Here is a 16,133-nt window from a genome sequence, read left to right on the forward strand (position 1 = left end):
CTGCAAACCCGGGACTCAGGCGAAGGTTAAGGTAGGCTCACCTTACTTTGAAGGAGACTCATGAAGTACTTCCGTCGACGGGCCATCGTCGCAGTCGCCGCATCCACGATCCTCGCGCTCACCGCGTGCGGCTCGAGCGATTCCCCGTCGGGTGACGCCGCCGCGGACGCGTCCTCCTCCGACGTCGAGAAGGGCGCATTCCCCGTCACGATCGAGCACAAGTTCGGCTCCACCAAACTCACGAAGGCTCCCGAACGGGTCGTGGCGGTGGGCCTCACCGAGCAAGATGCTCTGCTGGCACTGGGCACCAATCCCGTCGCCGTCACCGAATGGTTCGGAGAGGCGAAGGGCTATATCTTCCCGTGGGCCGAAGAAGCCCTGGGCGACGGCAAACGCCCTGAGGTACTCACCACGACCGACGGCCTGCAGCTGGAGAAGATCGTCAGCTTCAAGCCCGATCTGATCATCGGCCAATACGCCGGTGTGACGAAGGCCGAGTACGCCAAGCTCAAGGCGGTGGCACCGACCGTCGTCCAGCCCAAGGACTTCACCGACTACGGTGCGCCGTGGCAGTTGGGAACCGAGAATATCGGCAAGGCGCTCGGCCGGCCGGCCGCCGCCAAGACGCTCGTGACCAAGACCGAGGCGACGATCGCCGAGTACGCCGCCAAGAACCCCGATTTCAAGGGCAAGAACGCCATCGTGCTGACTCCCTACGAAGGCATCTTCTTCTATGGGCCCGAAGATCCACGCTCACGTATCCTCGCCGAGCTGGGCTTCACGTTCCCGACCGAATCGATCAAGGGAATCGACAAGTCCCAGTTCGGCACCTCGGTCAGCGCGGAGCAGTTCAGCCGTTTCAAGGACGCCGACGTCATCGTGTGGCTCGCCTCCGAGAAGCAGGTCAACGAAGGCACCGGCGGCCTGTGGGCCAAGTCCGACGCCGCCAAGGAAGGCCGCGGCGTCTTCATTTCCGAGGGCGAGGGCAACTACTACGTCGGTCACAGCTTCGTGACGCCGTTGAGCATCCCGTATGTGCTCGAGCGTTACGTGCCGCAGCTCGCCGCAGCCGCTGACGGCGATCCGGCCACCGAGGTTCCGGTCGCGACACCCTGATCACCATCCCCATCGCATCGGCCCGGCACCTCGATCGAGGAGGACCCCTCGGCCACGACCCGGCCGCGATGCATGACGACGATGACATCGGCGTAGCGGGCGGCCAGGTTCAGATCGTGCAACACCATGACGACGGTCCTGCCCCGATCGCGGTTGAGCCGCGCGACCAGGTCCAGGACCTCGACCTGGTGGGCGAGATCCAGGTACGTCGTCGGCTCGTCGAGCAACAGCAGCCCGGTGTCCTGGGCGAGCGCCATCGCGATCCACACCCGCTGTCGCTGACCGCCGGAGAGCCGGTCCAGTGAACGGTCCTTCAGCTCGGTGATGTCGGTCCAGGCCAGGGCTTCGTCGACCGCGGCCTCGTCCTCGGGAGACCACTGTTGGAACCACTTCTGGTGGGGGTGACGGCCGCGAGCCACCAGGTCGGCGACCCGTAGTCCATCCGGGGCGATCGGCGTCTGAGGCAGCAAGGCCATCCGCCTGGCGACCTCCTTGGAGCCGACCGACGAAATGGGCTCCCCGTCGAGCAGCACCTCGCCGGACGCAGGGGCCATCAGTCGCGCCATGGAACGCAGGAGTGTCGACTTACCGCAGCCATTCGGTCCGATGATCGCCGTGACGCTGCCGTCCATGACATCGAGCGACAGATCACGGACCACAGGCTCGTGGTCATAACCGATCGTGACGCCGCGAGCCTGTAAGCGCGCGGCGGGGCTGGGGCCTGTGGGCATCATGCGCTGACCTTCCGGTTGGAACGAAGCAGAATCCAGATCAAGTAGGGTGCGCCGATCGCCGACGTGACGATTCCGGCCGGCAGCACGACCGGCAGCATCGAACGCGCCACGACGTCTGCGGCGACGACCAATGCGGCACCGAAGGCCATCGAGGCGACCAGCGGTGGACGCGAGCAGCCGCTCAGCCGCATCGCGACCTGCGGCACGACGAAGGCCACGAAGTCGATGGGGCCCGCGACCGAGACGACCAGCGCACACAGCCCGACCGCGCAGACCAGGACGAAGACCTGGTGCCACTGCACCCGCAGGCCCAACGATCGGGCGCTGTCGTCGCCGAGCTGCAGCAGACGCAGTCCCACGATCAGGAACAGCGAGATCGGTACGAGGATCAGCAGTCCCCAGATGAGCGGTTCAGCGCTGTTCCAGTCCCGGCCGCTCAGCGAGCCGTTGAGCCAGACATTGGCCTGTTGCGCCTGCTCGATCTTGGCTTTGATCAACAGCCAATGAGTGATGGCCTGCAGCATGAACCCCAGACCGATGCCGATCAGGATCAGTCGCTGCCCGTTGATGCCTCGGCGCCACGACAAGATGTAGAGCAGCACCGCGACCGTCATGCCGCCGATGAATGCCGAAGCCGAAAGCCCGACCGAGTCGAACAGCGATGCCAGTGCTCCGGTGCCGGTGCCCGTCACGAGGATGAATCCGACGGCGGCTGCGGCCGCACCGTCGGTGATACCGATCATGTCGGGTGTGGCCAGCGGGTTGCGGGCGAAGGTCTGGGTCAGCGCGCCGGCCAAGCCGAGCGCGGCGCCCACCAGGACCGCGACGCCGGCCTGCGGCAACCGGATTTCGCGCACGATCACCATCGTGGCGCTGTCGCCCTGTCCGAACAGCGCACGAACGACGTCCAGGAGCGGGATCGACACTTCTCCGCGTGAGACGTTGAATGCCAAGAGCACGAACGTCAGCACGAACCCCAGGGCTGCCACGAGCAGGGCGCGCATCGGCACGAGTCCGGAGACCCGTCCGGCGCGCAGCGTCCACAGCCGGGGGCCGCGTTGGGTCTGGATCGCGGTCACAGCCCGACCGCCTGCGTCCGGCGCACGATCCAGATCAGCGCGGGACCGCCGATGAGCGCCATGACGATCCCGACCGACAGCTCCGAGGGCCAGATGACGAGCCGGCCCGCGATATCGGCAACCAACAGCAAGATCGCGCCGAACAGTCCTGAGTACGGCACGACCCAGCGATAGTCGACTCCGGAGAAGGGCCTCGCGAGGTGCGGGACCACGAGACCCAGGAATCCGATAGGTCCGCATGCCGCTGTCGCCGCGCCTGTCAGCAGCATGACCGCCGCCAGGCCGATGATCTTGTGCCGCAGCGGATTCGCGCCGAGTGCCTTGGCCAAGTCGTCCCCGAGTTGCAGCAGGTTGAGCCCACGGGTCGAGATCGCCGCCAAGAACAGCCCGAGGACGATGAACGGGATGACTTGTCGAACCACATCGCTGTCACGTCCTGACGTCGAGCCGACCACCCAGAAGCGGTAGGCGTTGAGGGTGAAGGAATCGCTCAGGACGACCGCAGCGGTCAACGATCCCAACAGTGCGCTGACGGCCGCACCGGCGAGGACCAGCGTCACGGGGCTCGGTCCCCCTCTGGTCGAGCCGATCGCGAACACCGCAGATGCGGCCAATCCGGCCCCGATGAACGCGAACCACACGTAGCCCGTCGGCTGAGTGATGTTGAACCAATAGATCGCGATGACAACGGCGAATGATGCTCCGGCACTGACACCCAGCAATCCGGGGTCGGCAAGAGGATTTCGGGTGTGACCCTGCATCAGCGCACCCGCGACACCCAGGGAGATGCCCACCATCAAAGCCAGGATCGTCCGCGGTACGCGCAGACCGTGCACGATATCGGCGACCTCTGACTGCTCGTCGGTCAACAACGCCCGCATGACAGTCAGCGGCGAGAACGACTTGCTGCCGATCGCGATGCTCGCGATGACACAGACCACGACGACGATGGTGAGAATCGCCAGGCCGCGCCATGAACCGCTGCGCCGTCGATCCGAAACGGTCGGCGCTTCCGGGCTCGGCAGAACAGGAACGGGAGTCGACATAGTGAGGTAAGCCTAACCATATTGTTGTTTCTAGGCCGAATTGGCCCTGCCCCATCCGTAAGACTGGCAGCATGCGTAACAATGTGGTTACATATCTGGCATGGACGCTGTGGCGCATGCGATCGCCGATCCGGTACGCCGGGCGATTCTCGAAGCCGTGAGCCGCGAGCCGCTGTCCGCGGGCGAGATCGCGGCCCTGTTTCCGATCACTCGCCCCGCTGTCAGTCGGCACCTCCGGGTGCTGCGAGAAAGCGGCCTCGTCACTGATCGGACGGTCGGACGCCGCCGCGAGTACGCCCTCGAGCCGGCGCCGCTCGACAAGATCACCGCCTGGATCGCCGGACTCGACGCCGCCACGATCTGGAACAGGCATCTCGACGCCCTCGACACCGAGGTGTTCCGCACACGTCGCGAACGGCGCAGTCAAACCCAGGAGGAGACCGCATGAACCCCACCCCCACCGGCAGAGTCGTCCGCACGAGCAGCGGCTACGACCTGGTTGTCACTCGCAGATTCTCCGCCCCCATCGACGATGTGTGGGCCAGCGTCACCGAATCAGAGCGCACCGCGAGATGGTTCGGGCCATGGCGTGGTGAACCCGGCGTCGGGCGCACCATCGAACTGCAGATGGGCTTCGAGGAGGGGACGCCCTGGAGCGAGATCACGATCAACGCCTGCGAACCACCACGCCATCTCGATGTCACCACGAACGATGAGGCCGGGAGCTGGCACCTCGAACTCCTCTTGATCGAGTCCGACGGCACAACAGAGTTGACCCTGGTGCACCATCGCCCCGACACCGACGGCGTCGGCGATTTCGGGCCCGGTTGGGAGTACTACCTCGACATGCTCGCTGCCTCCCGCGACAACCGACCGCTGCCGGACTTCGACTCCTACTATCCGGCCCAGCGCGAGTATTTCCTCCAGGCCGCAACCGAGGCGGGGTAGGTCCTATGCGCGATGCACCTAGAAGTAGATAATAAGGATTGAGGACTTGCCGGTGCCAGAGACGCTGCTTGTCCTGAACCGTGAGACGAGCCAGCTCAGCTGCCTCATCCCACTCCTCATTGATGACCGTCAGCACCTCGTCGATGACCTCAGCCGCCTCGGACCGGCTGAGCAAATACGTCTCTCCGGCATCCCGGCAGATCGCAAGCCTGCTTTCACGTTCGCCCGCACGCCCGATCGCCATTGATTGAGATGACTCAGTACCGGAACGCGGCTGTGGACAGATGTCGTAGGCGGGCGTCAGGGCGAGCTGACGACCATCCCAGAACGCAGCGTGATTCCGCGCATGGTCATCGTTGTTTCCCACGCAGATATTGAAAACGATTCGTCGAAACAGCTCCCGCAACGTTGCAGACGGATTGGTGAATCGTTTGCGGATGAGATCGGCGAGATCGGGATAGGTCGCGTAGCGGGCCATCATCTCGTCGAGACCGAGCATCGTCAGCGCCGAAACCATGAAACGGCGCTCGCCGTTGGCATGGGGCCGGTCAAAGCGCTCGACCAGGAGAACGTCTCGGCCGGCCGACGCGATGACCTCCACCGGCGCAACATTGATGCCGCATCGCCTGGCGAGATCCATGGCGACGGCCTCGGCCTTCACCACCGGATACGTATCTGTCGTCGATGACAGTTTGGCGATCAGCTTTCGGTCGTCGTCGTCAAGAAGAACCTTGGGACGTGCACCTCCGATCGAGGTTCCTCGCAGTAGAGCATCGGCGAGCGCCGTCGAAAGTCGCTCGCCCGCCTGCAGAATGTCAGCGGCTGACTGCATCTCGACCAACGAGGCACGTCCAACCCGAGGCTCATACCGAGTAGCACTGGCCTGAAAGTCCAAGGCACCGATACGATCCGATCCCGACTCGAGCAGATATGTCAGCAGACCGAGATCACCCGTGTCACTGTTCACGTTCAGTCGACCGAAGTGTCGCGCCAGAATAATGCGCTGCCCCCATGAATCGGGCCCCGCGTCATTGATGCAGCCAGCGACCGACAATCCGGCCCCTGGCCGGATCGGACCGCGTTGGAGCGGGAGTTCTGGCAGATACAACGAGATGGAATCGGATCGCTCCAGATACGACCGACCATAGGTAAAGAAGACCACTTCGCGGTCCACGTCGAGTCGACCGGCAACAACAGGCTCGGTTGCGCCGGGGAGCCAGACCCAGACGAATGCCTGACGCTCAGAAGTCGTCATCAACCGGCCTCGGCGAGCTACGGACTCGATCGGGCAGGAGGGCCAGTTGTTGACGTTTGAGCGTCACGAGATCCGACAACCCATCCGGAGCGGCACCGAACAGATCGATTCCCAGAACTGTGGCGATCTCGAAGACTGTGCCAATAGAGACCGTTACAGCGCCCTTTTCGACCGAACGCACTGTGACATGTGAGACGCCGACCCGCTCAGCAAGCCCATCGATCGTCCATCGACGCTCACGCCTCGCACGCGCTATCTCAAGACCCAGCACCCGCACGGCATCACGGGTCTGCGGAGAATACGTCTGAACTCGGGCCACCACAACTCACCGCCTTATACGGTAAATGTAAACTATAGCAGCATTTAAGTCTCTAAGCGAAACTAAAACTTCGTATTCTTGAGAAGCTCTGAGCTGTCACCGTTGCAGTGTTCGTACCTGCTCGGGTGCGACCTTCCCGCGGATGAAATCGGCGGCCATCTCGCCGATCACGACGGACGGGGCATGTGTGTGCCCGCGGATGATCGTGGGCATCACCGAAGCATCCGCGATCCGGAGCCCCTGAACTCCCCGGACGTTGAGCTCCGGATCGACGACGCTGGCCTCGTCCGTGCCCATGCGGCACGTGCCGACCGGGTGGTACAACGTGTGGGCGTGCTGCTCCAACGCCTGCACGATGACCTCCTCGTCGGGTGTCGATCCGGAGACCGCAGGCTGCATATAGCCTCCTAGGTGACGCTTGAGCGCGGGTGCCGCCGCGATCGCCAGACACGTCCGCAGGCCCGACAGGATCGCAGCCCGGTCGACGCCGCCGACATCGCTGAGATAGCGCGGATCGACGATCGGGGCGGCCATGGGATCCGCGGAGGCCAACCGCACCTCGCCGGTGCTGCGGGGCTTGACCAGGATCGTGCCGATCGCGGCGCCGTGGCGTGTGGGTTCAGCCAATCCCTCGCCGATGAAGGGCGCCGGCCCGAACAGCAATTCCAGGTCCGGCAGATCGAGATCGGGCCGGCTGCGGACGAATCCATAGGCCTCGGCCACATTCGAGGTCAGCATTCCACGACGTCGCGCGAGATAGCTGACGAGCTGGGGAATCTTCTCGGCAGCGAACAGCGTGTCCTGGTTCGCATCGAACGCGATCAGCGCCACAAGATGATCCAGAAGATTCTTGCCCACCTCCGGGAGGTTGTGCTGCACCGCGATGCCCTGTGCCGTCAGCTCGTCGGCAGCTCCGATGCCCGACAGCATCAACAGCTGCGGCGTGTTGATCGCGCCCCCCGACAGGACGATTTCTCGGCGCGCCTGCACGATATGGCGGACACCATCGGTCAGGTACTCGACACCCGTCGCCCGGTCGCCGTCGAAGATCACACGGGTCGCGTGCGCCCCGGTCAGCACGGTCAGATTCGACCTCTTGCGGGCGGGCTTGAGATAGCCGTCGGCAGTCGACCAGCGCGCACCCCGCTTCTGGTTGACCATGGTCTGACTGAAACCCTGAGGCTCGGCGAGATTGGCCCGCTCGACCCGATGCCCCGTCTCGGCGGCGGCCTTCAGGAACGCCGCCGTCAACGGCCTGGGACTGCGCTGTCGCGAGATCGCCATCGGACCGTCGGTTCCCTCATCCGGACCCGACGCTCCCTCGATCGACTCGATCCGGCGCAGATACTTCACGACATTGTCGAAGGCCCAGGCCTGACCCGCGTGGCTGGCCCATTCGTCGTAGTCGGCTGCGAAGCCTCTGACCCACATCATGGCGTTGATCGAGGAGGACCCGCCGAGCATCTTGCCGCGCGGATAGTAGATCCGGCGACCGGCAAGCCCGGGCTGCGGCGCCGTGTCATAGTTCCAGTCGACCTCACTGCGGAACAGCTTGGAGAACGCCGCCGGGATATGGATGAACTTGTCCTTGTCGGCCGGCCCGGCCTCCAGGACCACGACGGACGTCGACGGATCCTCGCTCAGTCTGGCGGCGACCACAGCGCCGGCCGATCCGCTGCCCACGACGATGTAGTCGGCCGTACTGATGTGATTCGTGCTCATCTGGATCTCCATTCGGCGGGCAGCACCCGCGGGTAGTCAAAGGGGGTGAGCGGCACGTCAGCCGCGCAATGCCGAGGCGAAGATGGCCGGCAGTTTCGACCAGGTCGGGCGGGTCGCGAACCGGGTCAGGCGCCGAGCCGTGGCCGGGGCGGTCCTGTTGGTCACGAACCACGGCGGCTTGGGCGAGATCGTCGGCTGCCGGCTGAACAGGGCACGACCGATCGGCCGGAACGGTCCGCGGATTATCGTGCGTTCGGGCCCGTCGATCAGCAGAGCGTTGTGGACGACGCCGATCCCGCTTTGGACATCGTCGATCGTGTGACCAGGGAAGGCACCCCACGTCGCTCGGGCCGTGAGATATCCCAGCCCGGTCCACGCATTGATCGCGATCGTCCCGTAACGCAGCTGCTCTACCGCCGTGTCGAAGGCATCGTCGAGATTGCGGATCGTGGCCGGATCGGCGATGAGGTTGGCACCCAGGGTGCCCACGAGCCGGGTGTTGACAAAATCGACCGCCGCCGCGGCGAAGGCCGGGCCCTCCTCGGGAAGCTCGACGACGCCCAGGACCGGTGCGAAGTACTCCGTCGTCATCACGGGGTGCTGCTCTGTGGCACGGAGCCCCGCGATGAGAACTCGCTCACCGTCGGGACCGAACCGTTCGGAGTCCGGTGACGAATCGACCGCCGACTGCACCCGTTGCCTACTTCCCGGGTAGTAGTCCGCACGGACAGGAGCGCCACCCATTGCTTTCCGCAACTCGGCGAGGAACTGGTCCTTTTGCGCCCATCCCGAACTCAGCACGACGGTTTGCGCCGCGATGCAGTTGTAGCCTCCGTTGTGGAGGCGCTGAGTCGCGACGTGTTCTGCCTGGAAGCGCAGGTCGGCCTTCGACCACTTTCCGGGGAAGATGATCGTGGGTGACACCCCGCCGAGTTCGCTGCTGATCGGCTTGGCCAGGATCGGCGTGCCGGCGCCCTTGCGCTGTTCTCCGCCCGGTCCGGGTCCGAATACGATCGCATCGTGGGTTGCGGCGCTGCCGGTCATGTGGACGTGGGCGACCTGCTCGTGCTGGGCCAGATACGCTCCGACCTCGGCCCCTCCCGTTGCGATCCGCACGATATCGCGGTCGATCAACGGCGCGAAGATGTCGGACAGTACCGCGAGCATCGGGTCCATGATCGGGTTGAGTTTGAGTACCACGACGCGGTTGTGCGCGTAGAGCTCGTACAGCACATCCAGCGGGGCGATCGAGGTGATGTTGCCGGCACCCAGCACGAGCCCGATACCGCCCGTGGCCTCCGGTGCACGCTGCCCGAGGCCGGCCGTACGGCGCACGGTTTCGGCGTCGACGCCGGGAGGCATCCAGACCTCGGCGCTGTAGCCGTTGAGCAGCAGCGAGTCGAAGATCCCGTGCGGCATGACCTCGACCAGGACCCGGCCGCCCGGCGCGGTACCGAGGTGGACTCCGTCGAGCGGGCTGCGGCCCGCTTCGAGTTTGGCCAGGCTCTCGGCCAATGCACCAAGACTCGTCAGCAGCGCATACGGCCCGGACAGCCACTCCTCCCCCGCCAAGGGCGAGTCGGCATCGAGGCCCTTGATCGTCAGCGCGGCTCGGACCCACGCCTCGGCATTGGCCGCCGTACGACCGTGAAGCTCTTGGAGCAGCTCCCGGCGGGCCGCCAGCGGGGTGGCCGCCCACGCCGCCTCGCCCCGTTCGAGATCGTCAAGGGCGATGTCGAGGCGCGGGTGATCGGTGCCCAGCTGGCTGTCGCTGATGCTCATGCCCGGGCCAGCTCCGACTCGGCGCTCAGCTCACGCTTGAGGATCTTGCCTGTCGCGGTCATCGGCAACGAGTCGACGAGCTCGACGGTCCGCGGGTACTTGTATGCCGCCATCTGCTCGGCGGTCCAACTGATCAGCTCGTCGGGCGTGATCACGGTTCCTGGTGTGGGGATCACGAAGGCTTTGACCTCCTCGCCGTACTGCGGGTGCGGCACGCCGATCACGGCGACAAGAGAGACAGCAGGATGGGTGCCGAGGACTTCTTCGACCTCACGGGGATAGACGTTGAATCCATTACGGATGATCAAGTCCTTGGCCCGGTCGACGATGTAGTACCAGCCGTCTTCATCGCGTCGGGCCAGGTCACCGGTACGGAACCAGCCGTCGTGCAGGACGTCCTTGCTGGCTGCGGCTCGCCGGTAGTAGCCGGCCATGACGTTGTGTCCCCTGATCGCGATCTCGCCGATCGCGCCTTCGCCGTCCTCGATCTCGTCCCACGAGTGCGGTGAGATGAGCTTCATCTCCACCCCGGGGATCGGCGTCCCGATCGAACCCACTCGCGGCTGCTGACCCAGCCGCGAGAACGAGGCGACCGGCGATGTCTCCGACAGGCCGTATCCCTCGAGGATCGTGACGCCGAACCGCTCCTGGAAGTTCTTGTGCACCTCGATCGGGAGAGCCGCGCCACCGGAGACCGCGATCCGCAGATTGGCGGCGAGTGCTGCGGTGTCGGTGTTCTCGTCGACAGCTCCGAGCAACGCCCAGTACATCGTGGGAACGCCGGCGAAGAAGCTCACCTTCTCCCGGAGCATCACGGCGATCGCCGTCGCCGCGTCGAACCGCGGCAGCATCACGATCGTCGAGCCGAGCCCGATCGCATTGTTCTGGATCGTGGTCTGCCCGAAGGAATGGAACAACGGCAGCACGCACAGATATGTGTCGGGACGGTCGCGATCGGCCTCGAACAGCTCAGAACACGTGCGGGCATTGGCCAGCATGTTGCGATGCCGCAACTCCGCGCCCTTGGGCTGACCTGTCGTGCCTGACGTGTAGAGGATCACCGCGGTCGCTTCCGCGTCGACGTCGACCGTGTCGAAGGCCCCTGATTGATCCGCGAGCGCCGTACCGAAGGTCTCGACCTCGCCGAGCGCCGGATCGGCCGCGTGATCCGCTGCGGTGATCAGGAAGAACTCCCGGCAGCCCGACTCGTCGAAGCCGGCCTTGCACTCACGTCCGATCGGCAGCTCGGCCGATCCCTCGAATGCGAAAAGTGCCACCGCCTCGGAGTCCTCGAGATGGTAGGCGACCTCGCGCGCCTTCAGCAGCACGTTGAGCGGCACGACCGTCGCACCGGCTTTGAGGATTCCGAAGTAGATCATCGTGAACTGCGGGATGTTCGGACAGCTGAGCGCCACATTGTCGCCCACCCCGATACCGCGCGAAGTGAGCAGATTCGCGACCCGGTTGGCGGCGGCGTCCAGCTCGGCATAGCTCATTCGGCGATCGCCGAGGACTATCGCCGTACGGTGCGCATACGTCGTCACACTCTCATCGAGAAGAGTCGCAAGGTTGTCCATGAGTTCAGGTCTCCGGTCACTCGGTGGGATCAGGTGGTGTGTCACAGGTCTCATTGATACGTTGACACAGAAAGCAGCGGTCAATCTCGGCCAAACATGCCAAGATCAGGGCACCTGGTTGTACTTTGGTCTAAATTTCAAGGGCGGAACATGACAGACGGAAATCGCTTGCTCGCGTCTTGGGTCGATGGATTCGTCTCAGCGGAATCCCGGCCCGACCGGATCGACGAGTGGATCGACCTCATCGCGGCGCCGATCCTGGCGGAAAATCCCGAGTTCGTCGAGGATGCGGTTCTGGGCCACACCGTGAGGGCCGCAGTGCGATCGCACTGGGTGTCGTTCCTGACCAATCTGAGTGAGCCGCCGCACGAGGTCCGCCTGGTCAAGCCCGCAGCGGATCTGGCCACCCAACTCGCGCAGCGCGGGCACCAGCTCACGGTACTGTTCCGCGTCTACCGGGTGGCGCAACAAGCGGTCTGGGGTTACATCATCTCGGTCGTGGACGAGACCGATGATGCGGATCTCAACAAGGCCGAAGTACTGGTCTTCTTGTGGACGCGGGTCAGCGCCTGGCTCGACTCGTCGGTCGAATCGTCCGTCGAACTGTTCCAGGCCGAACGCGATCGCCTGCTCCAAGGCGCCGCCGCGCAACGCCTCGACATCGTGCGGGAGACCCTGGCCGGCAAGGTCATCGACGCCCGCAGACTGTCGGCCTCATTGGGCGGTCATCCCGTCTCGGAGTTCAACACGTGCGTCCTCCTGCACACCGAGAACAATGCTTCGGTCGCCGACCTCGATACCGCGGCGGCTCGACTGGCCCGTCAGATCGGTCCGGGACTTCCGGTCGTGGTCAGTCCCGGCGGACGCGATCTGTGGTGCTGGCTGGCGACCCGATCCAAGCCCGACCTGAGCGGACTGCATGAGTGCGGCCCATGGCTCGCCGAACAGGAGATCATGGTCGCGGTGGGCACCCCGGCGCAAGGCATCGAGGGCTTCTGCCTGTCGTATCGAGAAGCCCAGGATGCTCAGATGATCGCCTTGCAGGCCAGCGTCCCACGCCCGCTGACGCTGTTCTCCGAGGTCGAGCTGCTGTCGCTCTTGTCGGGTTCACCCGACGCGGCTCGTCGATTCACGGCAAGGACACTGGGGGAACTCGCCGACCACAGTGATGCAGCGGCGCGCCTGCGCGACACTCTGCGCGCTCTGCTGACGAGCGGCAGCGTCGAGGACGCCTCGCAGATTCTGTCGGTGCACAAGAACACCGTGCGCTACCGGGTGAGTCAGGCCGAGCAGATCATCGGCCATCCGGTGTCCAAGGCATCGACCGAACTGGAACTCGCGCTGCGCTACTTCGACATGTTCATGACGCGGCCGCGACCCGTCCCTGAGCGGCCGTGACCGCGGCTGCCCAGCCGTCCGGCTCCAGGATTCGACGCCGGAACTTCATGATGTCGCGCGGCCGGTCTATCGTCAGCGTGCCGACCAGACGCTCCCGCCTGCGATACAGGACGATCGTGCCCGGCCCCCGGGGCCCGAACACCACGACCTCGTCGGCGTCGGGGGTGCCGACGAACTGGATCCGGTGCCCGTACCAGTCCGACCAGAAGTACGGCACCGAGTCCAGCGATTCACGCTGCCCCGTCCCGACGGCATTCCTCGCGGCGAGTGCGCCCTGTTCGGCCGCATTGGTCCAGTGCTCAGCTCGCATCAGATCACCGTCGAACACGGCGCTGGGCGCGTGGGCGACATCTCCGGCCGCCCACACTCCCGGCACCGAGGTCGCCAGATTCTCGTCGCACAGGATCCCGCGATCCTTGTCGTGCAGGGCGAGCCCGCTGCCCTCCAACCAACTCGTGGCCGGACGCACGCCGATGCCGACCACGACCAGGTCGGCATCGATGATCTCGCCATCGTCGAGTTCGACCCCCGTGACTGCCCCACCAGATTCGAGAAGTCCGACGACGCCGCGACCCAGACGCAGCTGAGTACCTGCCGCTCGATGCAGATCCGCACAGATCTCTCCGGGTTCAGGCCCGAGAGACCGGGTCAGCGGCACCGGCATCTGCTCGACGATCGTGGCCGGCAGACCGCGTTTGCGCGCGGCCGACGCGATCTCCGAGCCGATGAAACCCGCCCCGATGACAACAGTCCGTGCGCCACGATCGAGCGCCTGCCGGACGGCAACCGCGTCCTCATGCGTGCGTAGACAATGCACGCCTCGCAGATCGCCGGTTCCCGGTAACGTCAGAGGTTGCGAACCGGTCGCCAGGATCAGTGCGTCGTAGTCGACGGACTGCTCGCCGACCATGACCCGTCGACCGGGCACGTCCAGTCCGGTCGCGGGCGACCCCAGAACGAGCTCGGCACCCAGCTGCGATTCGAGTTCGTCACGACTGCGGAATACCGACACCTCATCGGCCGCGCCGCTGTCGAGCATCGATTTCGACAGCGGCGGACGGTCGTACGGCAGGTGATCTTCCTGCCCCACCAACGTCAGGGTGCCGGACCACCCGGTCGCCCTGGCGGCTTCCGCGGCGCGGAGACCGGCCAGGGAGGCGCCGACGATGACGAGTCGTTCAGGGACCGCGGCGGGATCCACGATCAGTCCTGCAACGTCAGCGCCGCGACGGGGCACGAATTGATCGCTGCCAGTACGTCCTTGCGGGCGTCCTCCGGAGGATTCTCCTGGAGGATCTCCAGATCCCCGTCATCGCCGACTTCGAAGAACTCGTGGGCCATCGCCTCGCACATGCCAAGGCCCTCGCACTTGTCGCGATCCACCGTGATCATCATGGTCTAGACCTCCGCGCTGGTCAGCGCGACGAAGTCGATCTTGTCGCGCACACCACAGTCCGGGCAGCACCAGTCATCCGGGATCTGCGACCAGGGGGTCCCGGCCGCGAACCCCTCGAGCTCATTGCCCGCCTCGACCTCGTACACGAATCCGCAGCCCGGACAGCGCGCAGCGAAGACGTCATCGTCGAATGTCTGCACCGTGGGGTCCGCCACACGCTCGACCTGCTCACGTGCCACCGGGGCCGGGTACCTCTTGAGCAACTTGGCACGCTTGCCGGGCTGCAGATTGGCCAAGGTGATGTCGCCGTCGAAGTGCGCGGCGACCCGCGGATCCATGACCCGGCTGAACAACGGCGGGATCAGGGCGACCGCGATCATGCCGGTGTAGCCCGTCGGAAGTACGGGCGCTTCCTTGAAGTCGCGAAGCGCCTGGTACCGCCGGGTCGGGTTCGCGTGATGATCGCTGTGTCGTTGCAGGTGGTAAAGCAGCACATTGGTCGCGATGTTGTTGGAGTTCCAGCTGTGCTCGGGGGTGACCCGCTCGAAGCGCTGCCGACCTTCGGGTCCGACCTTCTGGCGGAGCATGCCGTAGTGCTCCATGTAGTTGACGATCTCCAGCAGCGAGAATCCGATGACCGCCTGGATCACGAGATACGGCACGATGCCCACACCCAGCCACGCGATAAGGCCTCCCCACAGAACGACCGACATCAGCCAGGCGTTGAGGACGTCATTGCCGATCCGGAACGGATGCTTGTCCTTGCGTCCGTAACGCTTCTTCTCCACATGCCACGCGCTCGACAGCGATCCGAGCACCGTGCGGGGCCAGAAACGGTAGAAGCTCTCACCCATGCGGCTGCTCGCCGGGTCATCGGGCGTCGCGACCCGGACGTGGTGGCCGCGGTTGTGCTCGATGTAGAAGTGGCCGTAGAACGTCTGGGCCAAGGCGATCTTGGAGAACCAGCGTTCGAGACTTTCCTTCTTGTGGCCGAGCTCGTGCGCCGTGTTGATGGCGACTCCCCCGACGGTGCCGATCGAGACCGCGAGGCCGATCTTGTCGATGACAGCGAGATCGTGGGTGGCCAGGAACCACATGGCCAGAACGAAGCCCGCGTACTGGACCGGGAGGTAGGCGTAGGTGACCCAGCGGTAGTACTTGTCGTTCTCCAACGCGTCGATGATCTCGTCGGGAGGATTCGTGTTGTCGCGCCCGGTGATCAAATCGATCAACGGGACCAGACCCAAGAAGACAACCGGCGCGAGCCACAGCCAGGCGCCCACTCCGGTCGTGCTCTGCAAAGCGATGCCGACCAGCGGGAGAACTGGGACCACCAAGCCCATGACCCACAGGTATCGCTTCCGGTCCTTCCACTTCGCCGCCTGATAGGCGACGTTCGCTGCACCCGTGTCCGATGTCGTCATGGGCTCCTCCTCAATCGTGTTGATGCGGGTCGATCACTATGTCTATTCAGACAATGACACAGTCTGGGCACCGCATTCTCGACTAAAATCGCCAAATCTCGCTCTGGTGATTGGGCAATAGTCCAAAACAGCTGTTACGCGGGTCACGTCAGACCAGGACCTCGTCGAACACCCCGAAGGATCCTGGGGGTGGGGTGACGCCGTTCTCGCGGCACCACGCGCCCGGCGCCCGCTGACCACGACGTTCACGACCATCAGAGGTCTCCAACTGCAACGGCACCGGCGGCAGAGCCGGCATCGCGATACCGGCCTCGGACGCCAACTCATCGGCATCCTT

The 16,133-nt window shown here is 64.9% G+C and carries 15 protein-coding genes and 2 pseudogenes; 5 read left to right on the forward strand and 12 right to left on the reverse strand.

Translation table 11 applies throughout. The features are described from left to right. The first annotated feature begins 60 nt into the window (after positions 1-60). On the forward strand, positions 61-1,116 hold the full coding sequence (locus tag ACXJKC_RS20565) for an iron-siderophore ABC transporter substrate-binding protein (protein WP_456698623.1): 1,056 nt from the start codon (positions 61-63) through the stop codon (positions 1,114-1,116). Here the strand turns inward: ACXJKC_RS20565 and ACXJKC_RS20570 are convergent. Genes ACXJKC_RS20570 through ACXJKC_RS20580 form a run of 3 tightly spaced genes read right to left on the reverse strand, consistent with a single transcriptional unit; the run spans position 1,047 to position 3,975 of the window. Then, positions 1,047-1,850, reverse strand: coding sequence for an ABC transporter ATP-binding protein (locus ACXJKC_RS20570; RefSeq protein ID WP_456698624.1), 804 nt, complete (start codon positions 1,848-1,850; stop codon positions 1,047-1,049). The genes ACXJKC_RS20565 and ACXJKC_RS20570 overlap by 70 nt on opposite strands. Next, a complete protein-coding gene (locus ACXJKC_RS20575) occupies positions 1,847-2,929 on the reverse strand; it encodes a FecCD family ABC transporter permease (RefSeq protein WP_456698625.1) in 1,083 nt (360 codons plus the stop codon). Before ACXJKC_RS20575 ends, ACXJKC_RS20570 begins: the two co-directional genes overlap by 4 nt. Continuing rightward, entirely contained in the window at positions 2,926-3,975 is a 1,050-nt protein-coding gene (locus ACXJKC_RS20580; RefSeq protein WP_456698626.1) for a FecCD family ABC transporter permease, read from the reverse strand. The genes ACXJKC_RS20575 and ACXJKC_RS20580 overlap by 4 nt, the downstream gene beginning before the upstream one ends. Positions 3,976-4,075: 100 nt before the next feature. Here ACXJKC_RS20580 and ACXJKC_RS20585 point away from each other — a divergent pair, with 100 nt between their 5' ends. From ACXJKC_RS20585 to ACXJKC_RS20595, 3 genes are read left to right on the forward strand one after another with little or no spacing between them, the layout of a single operon-like run. Further along, positions 4,076-4,423, forward strand: coding sequence for an ArsR/SmtB family transcription factor (locus tag ACXJKC_RS20585; RefSeq protein ID WP_456698627.1), 348 nt, complete (start codon positions 4,076-4,078; stop codon positions 4,421-4,423). Continuing rightward, positions 4,420-4,923 (forward strand): SRPBCC family protein, encoded by a 504-nt coding sequence (locus tag ACXJKC_RS20590; RefSeq protein WP_456698628.1) that lies wholly within the window; start codon positions 4,420-4,422, stop codon positions 4,921-4,923. Before ACXJKC_RS20585 ends, ACXJKC_RS20590 begins: the two co-directional genes overlap by 4 nt. A 52-nt stretch (positions 4,924-4,975) precedes the next feature. Further along, positions 4,976-5,170, forward strand: a complete 195-nt coding sequence (locus tag ACXJKC_RS20595; protein WP_456698637.1) for a hypothetical protein — start codon at positions 4,976-4,978, stop codon at positions 5,168-5,170. Here the strand turns inward: ACXJKC_RS20595 and ACXJKC_RS20600 are convergent. The 5 genes and pseudogenes from ACXJKC_RS20600 to ACXJKC_RS20620 all read right to left on the reverse strand — a co-directional run. Further along, a pseudogene (locus tag ACXJKC_RS20600) lies at positions 5,093-6,178 on the reverse strand (type II toxin-antitoxin system HipA family toxin); the annotation flags it as partial. The gene ACXJKC_RS20595 and the pseudogene ACXJKC_RS20600 sit on opposite strands and share 78 nt — an antisense overlap. Continuing rightward, positions 6,165-6,497: a helix-turn-helix transcriptional regulator gene (locus tag ACXJKC_RS20605; protein WP_456698629.1), complete on the reverse strand. Its 333-nt coding sequence runs from the start codon at positions 6,495-6,497 to the stop codon at positions 6,165-6,167. The pseudogene ACXJKC_RS20600 and the gene ACXJKC_RS20605, both read right to left, overlap by 14 nt. Positions 6,498-6,593: 96 nt before the next feature. Beyond that, complete coding sequence (locus ACXJKC_RS20610; RefSeq protein ID WP_456698630.1) at positions 6,594-8,219, reverse strand: GMC family oxidoreductase; 1,626 nt, start codon at positions 8,217-8,219, stop codon at positions 6,594-6,596. Between the two features lie 57 nt (positions 8,220-8,276). Next, positions 8,277-10,001, reverse strand: coding sequence for an aldehyde dehydrogenase family protein (locus ACXJKC_RS20615; RefSeq protein WP_456698631.1), 1,725 nt, complete (start codon positions 9,999-10,001; stop codon positions 8,277-8,279). Beyond that, entirely contained in the window at positions 9,998-11,578 is a 1,581-nt protein-coding gene (locus ACXJKC_RS20620) for a long-chain-fatty-acid--CoA ligase (RefSeq protein WP_456698632.1), read from the reverse strand. Before ACXJKC_RS20620 ends, ACXJKC_RS20615 begins: the two co-directional genes overlap by 4 nt. A 150-nt stretch (positions 11,579-11,728) precedes the next feature. Between ACXJKC_RS20620 and ACXJKC_RS20625 the strand changes: the two genes are divergently transcribed. Further along, a complete protein-coding gene (locus ACXJKC_RS20625) occupies positions 11,729-12,976 on the forward strand; it encodes a PucR family transcriptional regulator (RefSeq protein WP_456698633.1) in 1,248 nt (415 codons plus the stop codon). Here the strand turns inward: ACXJKC_RS20625 and ACXJKC_RS20630 are convergent. From ACXJKC_RS20630 to ACXJKC_RS20645, 4 genes and pseudogenes are all read right to left on the reverse strand, one after another. Further along, on the reverse strand, positions 12,939-14,177 hold the full coding sequence (locus tag ACXJKC_RS20630; RefSeq protein ID WP_456698634.1) for an NAD(P)/FAD-dependent oxidoreductase: 1,239 nt from the start codon (positions 14,175-14,177) through the stop codon (positions 12,939-12,941). The genes ACXJKC_RS20625 and ACXJKC_RS20630 overlap by 38 nt on opposite strands. A gap of 2 nt (positions 14,178-14,179) precedes the next feature. Then, positions 14,180-14,371, reverse strand: a complete 192-nt coding sequence (locus ACXJKC_RS20635) for a ferredoxin (RefSeq protein WP_456698635.1) — start codon at positions 14,369-14,371, stop codon at positions 14,180-14,182. A 3-nt stretch (positions 14,372-14,374) separates the two neighbouring features. Then, positions 14,375-15,796 (reverse strand): fatty acid desaturase, encoded by a 1,422-nt coding sequence (locus ACXJKC_RS20640; RefSeq protein ID WP_456698636.1) that lies wholly within the window; start codon positions 15,794-15,796, stop codon positions 14,375-14,377. A gap of 148 nt (positions 15,797-15,944) precedes the next feature. Then, positions 15,945-16,133 (reverse strand): annotated as a pseudogene (locus ACXJKC_RS20645) (hypothetical protein); the annotation flags it as partial.

This window comes from Aeromicrobium sp. P5_D10, from assembly GCF_054049535.1.

What these genes read in the sequence shown, in the direction of transcription:
- ACXJKC_RS20590 (WP_456698628.1), top strand. Translation starts at nt 4,420, where the DNA reads ATGAACCCCACCCCCACCGGCAGAGTCGTCCGCACGAGCAGCGGCTAC.
- ACXJKC_RS20570 (WP_456698624.1), bottom strand. Translation starts at nt 1,850, where the DNA reads ATGATGCCCACAGGCCCCAGCCCCGCCGCGCGCTTACAGGCTCGCGGC.
- ACXJKC_RS20635 (WP_456698635.1), bottom strand. Translation starts at nt 14,371, where the DNA reads ATGATGATCACGGTGGATCGCGACAAGTGCGAGGGCCTTGGCATGTGC.
- ACXJKC_RS20580 (WP_456698626.1), bottom strand. Translation starts at nt 3,975, where the DNA reads ATGTCGACTCCCGTTCCTGTTCTGCCGAGCCCGGAAGCGCCGACCGTT.
- ACXJKC_RS20585 (WP_456698627.1), top strand. Translation starts at nt 4,076, where the DNA reads ATGGACGCTGTGGCGCATGCGATCGCCGATCCGGTACGCCGGGCGATT.
- ACXJKC_RS20620 (WP_456698632.1), bottom strand. Translation starts at nt 11,578, where the DNA reads ATGGACAACCTTGCGACTCTTCTCGATGAGAGTGTGACGACGTATGCG.
- ACXJKC_RS20565 (WP_456698623.1), top strand. Translation starts at nt 61, where the DNA reads ATGAAGTACTTCCGTCGACGGGCCATCGTCGCAGTCGCCGCATCCACG.
- ACXJKC_RS20615 (WP_456698631.1), bottom strand. Translation starts at nt 10,001, where the DNA reads ATGAGCATCAGCGACAGCCAGCTGGGCACCGATCACCCGCGCCTCGAC.
- ACXJKC_RS20610 (WP_456698630.1), bottom strand. Translation starts at nt 8,219, where the DNA reads ATGAGCACGAATCACATCAGTACGGCCGACTACATCGTCGTGGGCAGC.
- ACXJKC_RS20640 (WP_456698636.1), bottom strand. Translation starts at nt 15,796, where the DNA reads ATGACGACATCGGACACGGGTGCAGCGAACGTCGCCTATCAGGCGGCG.
- ACXJKC_RS20625 (WP_456698633.1), top strand. Translation starts at nt 11,729, where the DNA reads ATGACAGACGGAAATCGCTTGCTCGCGTCTTGGGTCGATGGATTCGTC.